At 43.5% G+C, this 11603-nt stretch carries 10 protein-coding genes; 8 read left to right on the forward strand and 2 right to left on the reverse strand.

All coding sequences use genetic code 11. From position 1 onward, the window contains the following. Together POTG_RS13590 and POTG_RS25400 are read left to right on the forward strand one after the other, a co-directional pair. Nucleotides 1-897, forward strand: an 897-nt coding sequence (locus POTG_RS13590; RefSeq protein ID WP_009225406.1) for a U32 family peptidase, incomplete at its 5' end; no start/stop codon positions are given. A gap of 176 nt (nucleotides 898-1073) precedes the next feature. After that, entirely contained in the window at nucleotides 1074-1157 is an 84-nt protein-coding gene (locus tag POTG_RS25400) for a putative holin-like toxin (RefSeq protein ID WP_368017499.1), read from the forward strand. 230 nt (nucleotides 1158-1387) lie between these two features. On the opposite strand, the gene POTG_RS13595 is transcribed toward POTG_RS25400, so the two are convergent. Beyond that, nucleotides 1388-1687, reverse strand: a complete 300-nt coding sequence (locus POTG_RS13595) for a DUF6809 family protein (RefSeq protein ID WP_036645368.1) — start codon at nucleotides 1685-1687, stop codon at nucleotides 1388-1390. A gap of 668 nt (nucleotides 1688-2355) precedes the next feature. On the opposite strand from POTG_RS13595, the gene POTG_RS13605 reads away from it, so the two are divergent. Then, nucleotides 2356-2553 carry a hypothetical protein gene (locus POTG_RS13605; RefSeq protein ID WP_036645370.1) on the forward strand — a complete coding sequence of 66 codons (198 nt, stop codon included), beginning with the start codon at nucleotides 2356-2358 and terminating at the stop codon, nucleotides 2551-2553. A 145-nt stretch (nucleotides 2554-2698) separates the two neighbouring features. Then, on the forward strand, nucleotides 2699-3574 hold the full coding sequence (gene galU / locus POTG_RS13610) for a UTP--glucose-1-phosphate uridylyltransferase GalU (protein WP_009225409.1): 876 nt from the start codon (nucleotides 2699-2701) through the stop codon (nucleotides 3572-3574). A 51-nt stretch (nucleotides 3575-3625) separates the two neighbouring features. Here galU and POTG_RS13615 read toward each other — a convergent pair whose 3' ends face one another. Further along, nucleotides 3626-6082: an O-antigen ligase family protein gene (locus POTG_RS13615; protein WP_009225410.1), complete on the reverse strand. Its 2457-nt coding sequence runs from the start codon at nucleotides 6080-6082 to the stop codon at nucleotides 3626-3628. A 113-nt stretch (nucleotides 6083-6195) separates the two neighbouring features. Between POTG_RS13615 and POTG_RS13620 the strand changes: the two genes are divergently transcribed. The 4 genes from POTG_RS13620 to POTG_RS24375 all read left to right on the forward strand — a co-directional run. Beyond that, on the forward strand, nucleotides 6196-6972 hold the full coding sequence (locus tag POTG_RS13620; RefSeq protein ID WP_036645425.1) for an ABC transporter permease: 777 nt from the start codon (nucleotides 6196-6198) through the stop codon (nucleotides 6970-6972). A gap of 7 nt (nucleotides 6973-6979) precedes the next feature. Then, entirely contained in the window at nucleotides 6980-8557 is a 1578-nt protein-coding gene (locus POTG_RS13625) for an ABC transporter ATP-binding protein (RefSeq protein WP_009225412.1), read from the forward strand. Then, nucleotides 8557-11103: a glycosyltransferase gene (locus tag POTG_RS13630; RefSeq protein ID WP_009225413.1), complete on the forward strand. Its 2547-nt coding sequence runs from the start codon at nucleotides 8557-8559 to the stop codon at nucleotides 11101-11103. The genes POTG_RS13625 and POTG_RS13630 overlap by 1 nt, the downstream gene beginning before the upstream one ends. Beyond that, nucleotides 11090-11603, forward strand: a 514-nt coding sequence (locus POTG_RS24375; protein ID WP_050769766.1) for a methyltransferase domain-containing protein, incomplete at its 3' end; no start/stop codon positions are given. The genes POTG_RS13630 and POTG_RS24375, both read left to right, overlap by 14 nt.

Raw genomic sequence — 11603 nt, forward strand, 5'->3', positions numbered from 1 at the left:
CGTGTCTCAGGGGCCGCGGCGCCGGTGAAGCACGGCGAAGCGCAGCTCGCCGCGCTGTGCCGCAGCCTGCCGCAGGTGCAGGCTGCCTTGGAAGCCGGCGTATCGTTCATCTACGCCGACTTCGAGTTTATCAAGCAATTCCCGGCAGCAGTTGAAGCCGTTCGCGCAGCCGGAGCTAGAATCGCGCTGGCGACGCCGCGCATCCACATGCCGGGCGAAAACGGCTATCACAACAACATCCTGCGTCTCCAGCCCGACGCGGTGCTGGTGCGCAACACCGGGGCGCTGTATTACTACCTGCGCCACCGGCAAGAGAACCCGTCGGCCGTGCATCCGCGGTTGATCGGCGATTTTTCGCTGAACATCGCCAACCACCTGACGGCCGAGCTGTTCCTGGAGGTCGGCTGCGACGTGGTGACGCCGTCCTACGACTTGAACATCCAGCAGATGGTCGATCTGCTCCGGGTCAGCCCCACGGCCGACATGGAGATCGTTATCCATCAGCATCTGCCGATGTTCCATACGGAGCACTGCGTGTACTGCACCTTCCTCAGTGAAGGAACGGACTACACCAACTGCGGCCGCCCGTGTGAAAAACACCGCGCTTCCCTGCAGGACCGGATCGGCATGTCCCACCCCGTCCGCGTGGACGAAGGCTGCCGCAACACGGTGTACAACGCCATCGAACAGTCGGGCGCAGAGTATCTGAACCATTTTCTCGAGCTGGGCGTGTCCAAATACCGTGTTGAGTTCCTCGAAGAAACGCCGGAGCAGGTGCATGAGGTCATCGACCTCTACAACAAAGCGTTGCGTGGAGAAATCAGCGGCACCCAGGTATGGAAAACCCTCAAAGCGACCAACCAACTCGGCGTCACGCGCGGACAGTTGGTAAAATAAAAAACGAAGGGAGTCCCCGTAGTTCGCGGTAGTTATACCGTAGGGGGCTCCCTTTTTGCTGTAACACGAGAAAATACCATTACTTAACAAGTATGGTATAATATTAGATAAGCAATAGAATAGGCTTGCAAGGGCGGTCGGCTACCTCTCATTCTCTAGGAAGGGAGGGATGCCAAATGGAAGTTTATCAAGCATTAACGCTAATGATCTCATTCGCGACATTAATGGTCCTGATACTTTCCTTCCATAAACACAAATAGACCGCCCTCGGCAAAGGAATCGGTCTATTTGTACTGAGATCCTACACAGCCTGCCGCCCTTAAAAGCGGCTATTGCCCGGAGCCGTGCCCTGTAAGCACGGCTCCTAAATAATTACTTTCATTGTATCACAATCGATACAAAATATACACGTTTGCGAACTTTTTTGCAGAGGAGCCCAACATTACTCGTACTCATCCGATTCGCTCCTATCTTCCAAGGTTTGCGAGATTTAAGGGGTGGAAGGATGCCGGACAAGCTCATCTGTACCGGTGAGTACTTCCGTGAGGAGGGAGGCGCCAAGCCTGAAACCGTATTTAAACACTGCCATCGAATGCATGTCGTTAGCTTGTGCCTGCAGCTCCATCAGGTATTCCAGTTCGCTAAATTCTTCTTCGGTCAGCTTCTTACGCCATGATTCCGTAAGCTCCGAGATTTGCCGGCATAGAGGACGATACTTCGGATCTCGGGAGACAATCATTTCGTCCGGCAAAATATGCCCGGTATAAAGCTCTTCAATCAGACTACTCATACGCATCCTCCTTATTGATAGAGAGGCAGCGCCTTGAAAGGGAGGGCAGCACATGGTAGCATATTTATGCGGCCTTCCTTTGGAGGGTTGCCTCTGGGGGGAAGTGGCGAGATCTTTTTGCGAGAGTGAGCCGCTTCCTTTTATTTTTGCTTGGACAAAAGCAGTTTCAACCCCAATCGAATCGCTTCGGCTTTTGTTAAGTTATGCTTGTTGCAATATGCAATCAATGCGTTATTCATGTCCTCCTCGAAGCGTACCTTAATGCTGGCATTTTTGGGGTTGTCCTTCTTTGGCCGTCCTGTTCGTGGACTCAGATTTCTCACCTCACTTTCTGTACTCCACAAATAAATAGTACTTTTTGGACTCCAAAAAGTCAATCCTAAAAATTCCAGAATCTTGAAGAAAAACACCCTGCAAAGACATCTGTTTTCCTATCAAATACAACTTGTGGAACGTTTGTGAATTCGCTGTTCAAAGAGGCGATAACCCTTCTTTATCGCTTATAAAAATCTTGTCGATATGCTATAATGAAAGCGTAAACAAGCGAGTTGTAGAGCGGGTTTTAGCGATGTTCAGATCGCGTTGAAAAACTAGACGATTGTAAGTTGAACCCCGTCTAAATCTCGCTTGTGCCGTAGTTTTCACAAACCTTTAGGAGGGTGAAGGTGATGTTTGAAGGTTTCCTCGAGATGCAGTCAGTCGTGACTCGTGTACACGGACAATTGGAAATTGACGGCGAACAAGAATACCGCAAAATCGAGTTCGGCACGGAACGTTTCCTGCACACGCCGGAACCGGGGAATCGGATCCGAAACGAGGAAGAGCTTCCTCAGCGCTTCACATGGCGGAGATTTTGGACTCATTAATTTCGTTCTGTTTCTAAGAAATAAAATATCTTGTGCCTTAAGTCGGACTCGGGGGAATCCCTGGGTCCTTTTTGCTAACGGTCTACTTTGGATATGGTATAATGACACTAGGTAGATCATTTAAGTACGAGGGAGCCGTCATTTCATGAAAATCCGCAAAGCCATCATTCCCGCAGCCGGGCTGGGAACGCGATTCTTACCTGCCACGAAAGCCATGCCCAAAGAAATGCTGCCCATCGTCGATAAGCCGACGATTCAATATATCGTGGAGGAGGCCGTGGCTTCCGGGATTGAGGATATTATTATCGTAACAGGGAAAGGCAAGCGGGCAATCGAGGACCATTTCGACACCTCTTTTGAGCTGGAATATAACCTTAACGAGAAGGGCAAGTACCAATTGCTTGAAGAAGTCCGCAAATCCTCGGAAATGGCGGATATTCATTACATACGCCAGAAGGAACCGAAAGGCCTTGGCCATGCCATTTGGTGTGCGCGCAAGTTTATCGGCGATGAACCGTTTGCGGTATTGCTCGGCGATGATATTGTGGAGTCGGAAGTACCTTGCCTGAAGCAGATGATCGAAGTATATAGTGAACATCAGGCTTCCATCGTAGGGGTTCAACCGGTGAGTTGGGATGAGGTATCCCGATACGGGATCGTTGATCCGGTGGCGGTTCGGGATCGTGTCTACGAGGCGAAGCAACTGGTGGAAAAGCCGGAAGTTGGCCAAGCCCCATCCAATCTGGCGATTATGGGACGTTATATTTTGACACCTGCGATATTTGATATCCTGGATAACCAGCGTATCGGAGTTAATGGAGAAATCCAGTTAACCGACGCCATTTCGCGGCTCGGCGAAACTGAACGAGTATTGGCCTACCACTTCGAAGGCACCCGCCACGATGTCGGCGAGAAGTTGGGCTTCATCAAGACTTCGATCCACTACGCCCTCGAAAATCCGGAGCTTCGCGATGAGTTAATTAAATATATGTCAGAGATTATCTTGGATAGCTTAAACTAACAAAAAGCCGGCCTTTCCTTAAAGGAGAGACCGGTTTTTTGCTGTAAGTATTTAGAATGTTAGGTTAGCCAACTGCTCAATCGATGCCTTTTCGGATGGATCAACCTTCAGCAATCGGTCGTACACCGCTTGGTCGGTAGCTCCTGTCTTCTGCAAAGCAGCTAGGTACCAACGGGCAATTTCGCGGTTTGTACTATCGGACAAATCATCCTTAATTCCAACTTTGAAGATTTCAGCTGCCTTCGCCGGTTCATTCATCATAAATTGCATTTTACCAGCATTTAGGACCATCGGCTGCGTAATCTCAAATGGATTCCCCTGCATTTGCCCCTTAGGCAACGTCTTCAGGTGCTCTACCCCATCCACAACATGCTGGTAGGCGGCTAACCCGGTTTTGAAATATTGCTCTTTCTCAGAGGGATTCTGTTCGCCAAGCTTTTGATATCCAAGCTCATAGGATTGGACGATCAGGGTTTCGTACCAGCTCATATCATATGCATAACGATTCGCGTTATCACGGTATACCTCATAAGCCTTGTCGTACTCTCCTTTGGACTGGTACAGCTTAATCAGTTGTTTGTACATATCCTTGTTGAAAGGCTCTTTTTTCAGCGCATTCGTGAGGAGAGTTTGTTCCTGATTGTAGAATGCTTCGTCTTTCGTTTGATCAAACCCGGCTTGCAACAGAGAGCTTAAGTACAGTACCGCATCGGGTTGGCCGCTGCGTTTCTGGAGCGCTTTATCCAAAGGAGCCTTGATCTCCTGGAAATCTGTGCTGGTCGCGATCAATTCTTTGCCTTTGGCCGCAGCATCGACGGCTTGAATATTCCGGATCGATACAAAGATCAAGATCAAGGAAGCGACCACCATGATCGTGCTGTACAACCCGCGCATCGTTCCCGGTTTAACGGTGAACTTTTTGACCGGTTGGTTGTCCATCGTTGCTGCCATCCCTGCAAGCCCCAGGAATACTAAGATACCCAGAAACACATAGCTCATGTTAAAGTCCATCAAGCTGTGCATCAGGATCGAAAGGACAATGATGAAGTAGACGAAATAGGACTCCTGCTTCTGTTCATCTGCTTGGATATATCCACGAATATATTTATAGAAAATAAAAGCCAAAAATGCGATCAACACAAGGAAGCCTAAGAGGCCTACCTCAACCAAGTACTGCATCACAAAGCTGTGTGCTTGACGGCTGGTGTATGGGTTGTTCTGGTATTTTTCATAGATCGACGCCCAGGCACCGCCGCCGGCCCCAATAATCGGATAGTCTTTGACCACCTTCGCTGCATCCTTATAGAAAGTCATCCGTTCCAGGAAGCTGTGCTGCTGCAGGTTAAGGTTCTCCAGGCGTTCCCCGATATTCCCCGGCAATATATGCTTCAGGTTCGTCCCGAGGAATAACGCAGCTAAAACAGCAACCGCAAGTACCGAAACGAGAGGCAGCCACAAGCTGGCAAGTTTCTTGCTTGCCCATTTGCGAGTTCCGTTCTCCAATCGAGGAGCAACAAAACGTTGAATCAGGCAAGCAATGACAGCCAGCACGATGGAAGCTGCCAGGACGTAGAACCAGCCCTTGGCCGGGTCACCGATCTGTCCCAGATGGAATTGCTGTCCCAGCTCTGTGACAGGCTTGGCAATGACCAGCGTACCGATTCCGGCGATCAGGCAGTATACGATCCAGAGGATTTGTTTGGCCGGCTTTAGGAACAACAGTAAGATGATAAATACGATCGGCAAAAACACCAAACCGCCCCGGGATAACGTTAAAAGAATCGAAAGGGCGATCGGTACAAGCATAAATGCATGGATTGCTTGGCTGTACCATCTTTTTGAACGTGTAATGGCGAAGACGGCTACAAAGAAAAATGCCATCAAAAACGCCGCATACGTATTCGGATATTGGAACACCGAAGCGAGACGTGGACCGTTCGCGTCCACCCAGATCGCTTGGGTGTATTGTCCGTTAACTACCGTACCCGTAAACCAGCCAACGATGGCCGATACGGTTCTCCCTTGTCCCAGCCAGTTGAACAGGCCAAAAAGCACAATGATGTATCCAACGGTGATTACCGTCGTTTCAATGACAAGGTTCGACTTGCGGTTTTGCAGCAAATACAATGAAATGACAAACATAAAGGCATAAAGCGACTGAATCAGCACCATATTGGAAGCAAAGTACTGGCTTGCTGCCGAAATCAGTGCGATAATGTAAGTTATGGGAATAAGCAGAACGAACAAAGCCGTCCAATCCCGCTGGTCTTCTAGCTTGAGGCTTTTGAAATAGGTGGCAACCCAGCCTAGCATTAGTAGATTTCCCGCAAGCACCGCCCAATAGATGGGTCTCTCGAAGTCTAGGACAAGCCCGTTAAACAACCCGGCTTGGAACGGCGCCCAAACCAGGAACAAAATCAACCCAATCATCAACACCAACAGCGCCGCAGGTAACTTCTCCCGATTTCTCGACGCTGCGGCCATTTTCCCGTATACTGGTTTCGACACGTGTTTATCTCCTTTGCGAATAGATACGGGTATTATTTTAACATAATGTGACCTATTCTTCATGTATTAGGTAAGGAGGATAGGTGTTATCCATGAAAGGTGCGCTTTGTAGCATGAAAATGTATTTGTCTGAGCTTTTGAAGAGAAAAGACTTACTTTTATACTTAGTTAAATCTGGACTTAAGGCAGAACATAGAAATAGCTATTTGGGATATTTCTGGTGGTTGCTGGACCCGTTACTTGGTGCACTAGTTTATTACTTTCTAGTAGTGATAGTTATGGGTAGAGGAGGAGAAAATTACGGAGTTTATTTGGTAATTGGGCAAGTCGTATGGAGATGGACGAATACTTCGATAAATAACTCCTCCAGATCTATAGTTCAATATTCATCAATCATCCAACAAGTAAATTTACCAAAGGCCATATTTCCCCTAACGAGAGTGGTCTCTCAATTAATTAACTTTTTGTTTGGCCTTGTAGTTATAATAATATTTCTCCTTATATTCAAGATTCGACCACACTGGCAATTGGTATATTTACCAATAATTCTTAATGTTCAGTTAATGTTCTTAATGGCGATAAGTTTAATAGTGGCTTATATCTCTGTATTTGTTAGAGATTTAAATAACGTTTTGAGCCATGTAATGAGAATTTGGTTCTACGCGTCTCCTGTTATCTGGGAAGGGAGTCGACTCCCTGTGGAATACGCTTGGATCGAGAAGATTAACCCTATTTCCTATATGCTAAAAGGATATAGAGATATTTTTATTTATGGAACGTCACCAGATATGAAGGTTCTGTTATCAATAGGTGTTATTTCAACTTTCTTTGTTCTAGGTCTAATTTATTTCTACAGTCGTCATGAACATAAAATTATTAAGGCGCTGTAAAGGGGCAGTGACATTGTTACATCAAAATGCAAGCTCAGAGACAAATATCCATCATGATATAGATACGATTATCTCTTTAGAAAATGTGGGGGTATCTTTTTCTACAGGTACTAAGAACGATGACTATAAGTCATTATTGTATAAATCCCTACTGAGAAGAAAATGGAGTACAGCGAAACCAAAGGAATTCTGGCCTTTAAGAAATATTAGTTTTCAAGGTTATAAAGGTGAAATATTGGGAATTGTCGGTACAAATGGTTCGGGAAAGACCACGTTATGTAAGCTTATTGCGGGTGTTTTACAGCCTGATGAAGGGGAACTCTATGTCAATGGTAGGGTTACTGCTTTATTTTCTTTAGCCCTTGGGTTTAACAAAGAAATGACAGGTCGAGAAAATGTCTATCTTAATGGGACAATGATTGGCATTGATAAAAAGAAAATTAATGAATTCATAACTGAAATACATGAGTTTTCTGGAATAGGTGATTTTTTTGATCGTCCAGTAAAATACTATTCCAGCGGGATGAAAGCTAGATTGGGATTTAGTGTAGCAGCATGCCTTGAACCTGAAATATTGATTTTGGATGAGGCTTTGAATACAGGTGACTTGGAATTCAGTCAAAAGGCAGCAAAAAAGATGAAGGAGATGGTAACCAGGGCGAAAATGGTCGTGCTGGTTACTCACAGTTTAAAATACGCAAAAGAAAACTGTGATCGACTAATCTGGATAGACAATGGAGCTGTTAAGAAGATTGGGGATCCTCAGGAAATAATCAAGTTATACGAGGAACATGTCCAAACAAATAAAAAAAAGCCTCAAAATCTAAAGACAACAGGACTCGATATTAATGGAGTCATGAATAAAAAAACTGATTTAAAAATTATTCAATCTCAAAATCTTGGGGTTTCTTATCATTTTAATCGTGAAAAATATTGGGCGCTCAAAAACGTTACACTAGATGTGCACGAAGGTGAAGTTGTTGGAATTATAGGGCGTAATGGGGCAGGAAAAAGTACACTTTGCAAAGTGTTAACCAATATATTGGTTCCTGATGAAGGAAAATTATCCATCACAGGTAAAACTACGGCTCTGCTTTCTTATGGAGCAGGATTTAATGGTCAATTGTCAGGTAGAGATAATATCTATCTTAACGGAATGTTGCTAGGGATACCCAAAAAAAAGATAGATGAGAATTTGAATAAAATTATTGAGTTTTCTGAGCTGGGAAAGAGAATCGAGGAACCTATTAAGCAATACTCGAGTGGTATGAAATCTAGACTAGGGTTCAGTATAGCTGCCTTTCTTGAACCGGATGTTTTCATTATTGATGAGGCATTATCAGCGGGTGATATCGCTTTCAACCAAAAGGCGAGTGAGAAAATTCAAGAAATGATTAATTCGGCAAAAGCTGTCATCATTGTTTCACATAGCATGGGGTTTGTCGAAAAGGTTTGTACAAGAGCAATTTGGTTAAATAAAGGCGAAATTGTTAGCGATGGAGAACCCAAAAAAGTTATTGAGGAATATAGAGGATTTGTTCAAAAGGCTAAAGAAAACCGTAATGCTAAAATGGGGTCAAGGTAATGTTGAAGCGATTAATAACCAATAAATGGATGCAGAAATTAATAGATCACTTGATTGGCATTGCAATGAGTCGTCTTACAGAAAGTCAAAAACAGTTAATAAAAAATAAACTGTCACTTCATCAAAAAGAATTACTAAAAAAATTGACTAAAAATCAAAAGTATAATGTTGGGTCTCATATTAAAGAAATTAAGTACAAATTACTGGAATTGGGCTTTGTTGAAAGAGCGCTTGAGGATTTGAGACGATTGGCATCGGATAATTCGAATCCACTGGCACAAAGAGAAGCCCAATGGGAATTAGCTTTGTGGCATGCAGATCAGCATACTCTTGAAGATGCCCATGTAGCGCAAAGTTATTTAATTGAAGCTCTAAAAGATGAGAACTCTAAGCTTAGGATACAACAGGGGGCAATTTTGCAGGCAGAAATACTTGCATCGCTTGGGAATAAGCAAGAAGCGAGGGGATTGTTGAGTAACATTTTACTCTCCCAGAGACAAGGAGATCTTCTATTAGCTGCTGCAAACTTGGAAGAAGATGTGAATTCCAAACTTTACTGGATTAATGAGTTAATGAAATTACATGGATTGGCTGAAGTTGTATTGGAGTCGACCTTGCCGTCATATAAGGCACCATACGATTGTTTAAAAACAAAGGCTAGTCAAAATGCAGGTGATCGAGGAGAGGCGCCGCTAGTTTCGGTTATTATGCCGGTGTATAATTCAGCTTCTGTGATAGAAACGGCTTTGAAATCCCTTTTAACTCAAACCTGGAATAATTTAGAATTAATTATTGTCGATGATTGCAGTAGCGACAATACGGTCAGTATTGTAAAGGAATATATGAAAAAGGATAACCGTATCAAGCTAATTTGTGCAGAATCCAATAGCGGTACTTATGTAGCACGAAATATTGGTTTAAAAGCAGCAACTGGTGAGTTTGTCACTTGTCATGATGCTGATGATTGGTCCCATGCTGAAAAGATTGAACGTCAAGTAGTACATCTTATGCGGAACCCCCGAATCATAGCGAATCTAACGGAACAAAGTAGGATGACCAATGATCTGTTGTTTTATCGGAGAAAACAACAAAGAGGTTACCTATCTCAAAATCTATCTTCCTTAATGTTCAGACGTGAGCAGGTAATTGATAAGGTGGGATATTGGGATTCAGTTCGTTTTGGTGGAGATGGAGAGTTTTTACGTAGACTAAAAAAAGTTTTCGGTGAAAAGGCAGTAGAATGTCTTCATCTAGGTCCATTATCATTCACAAGAGTTTCCGATTCCTCGCTAACAGAGAATGGGCCATTTGGATACCATGGCTATTTTTATGGGGCACGGCGAGAATATGTTGAAGCATTCAGCTATTATCATGCTCATCAGACAAGTTTGTATTATGAGTTCCCACAGGGAAATAGGCCATTTGCAATTCCACAACCGATGTACCCGAAGAGTAAATTGCCAGGAGTTAGACACTTTGATGTAATTATTGCCTCAGACTTGAGACTTACTGGTGGTACGACTTCTTCAAATGTTGAAGAGATTAAAGCACAAAGACAGGCAGGGCTAAAAACAGGACTTATTCAAATGTCCCGTTATCAAGGAAGTGGTGCACGACAAATTAACAGTAAAATTAGAGAGCTAATTGATGGAGACCAGGTACAGATGTTAGTTTTTGGAGAAAAGGTGGAATGTGATGTATTGATAATTAGACATCCTCCTGTACTTCAAGAACTACAGTTGTATATCCCTGAAGTTAAGGCAAAACGGATATGTGTTATTGTGAATCAAACACCAAAAGTCGATTATGGAGAAAATGGGGCCATTGCGTATGACATAGTACGTTGTCAGGAAAATTTACACCGTTATTTCGGACAGACGGGTGTTTGGTATCCTATTGGTCCTTTAGTAAGAAGAACACTAGAGGAATACCACACGAAGGAACTTGAAAGTATTCAATTATCCAAGGAAGACTGGGTTAACATTATTAATTTGGATGAATGGAAACGAGAAAAGAAGGTTCGTCATGATAAGAAAATCAGAATTGGTAGACACTCAAGAGACCAGTATGTAAAGTGGCCTTCAGATCCGGATGAGATCCTTCAAATATATCCAGACTCAGATCCGTACGAAGTACATGTGTTAGGTGGAGCAAACATCCCTAAGAGTATTTTAGGGTCCCTGCCTAAAAACTGGAGAGTTTATGAATTTGGAGAGATGCATCCTGCTGACTTTTTAAGTCGATTGGATTTTTTTGTGTATTATATTCACCCTGAATGCGTAGAGGCTTTTGGGCGAGTCATTATTGAGGCAATGGCTGCAGGTGTACCAGTCATAATACCACCAGATTACAAGGGATTATTTAAGGATGCTGCGATTTATGCTACACCTGAGGAAGTGAAGAGTAAACTGAGGATAATTATTGAAAATGACGAAATTAAAAAAAATCAAGTTCTGAAAGCTTACACGTATTTAGAGGACTTTTTTAGCTATAATGCTCATATTCGTAGATTGATAGTAAGGGGTGGAGATTGTGGCGCAAGTTAATTTATCCGAACAGTCGTATTGGAGAAAAAGGTCGAATTTCATGTATTACCGCTATATTAATTATATGGTAAAAGCACTTGCGCATGACGCCAAATCGTTAATTGATGTAGGTTCATCGAATGCTGAATATATAGAAAGGTTCAACTGGATCCCTATTAGACATACGCTTGATATTAACAACCCCTATCAATCAGAAAATGTAAAAGGATTCAAAATGGATTTTATGGATTTCAAACCTGAAGCCAAGTATGATTTTGCAACATGTTTTCAGGTTCTTGAACATATTCCAGATGTAGTTCCGTTTACTAGGAAATTATTTGAAATTAGTGATCGAGTTCTTATTTCAGTTCCTTTTATGTGGGAAGAAGGTTCTTCTTTTGAACATATTCATGATCCTGTAGATTTAGAAAAATTGCTTGAATGGACAGGACGTGAGCCGGATTATTATATTGTTGTCCAGGAACCACTTTTTAATTCTTCCAAAAATAGGAGATTAATCT

The organism is Paenibacillus sp. oral taxon 786 str. D14 (assembly GCF_000159955.1).
GTDB lineage: Bacteria > Bacillota > Bacilli > Paenibacillales > Paenibacillaceae > Fontibacillus > Fontibacillus phoenicis.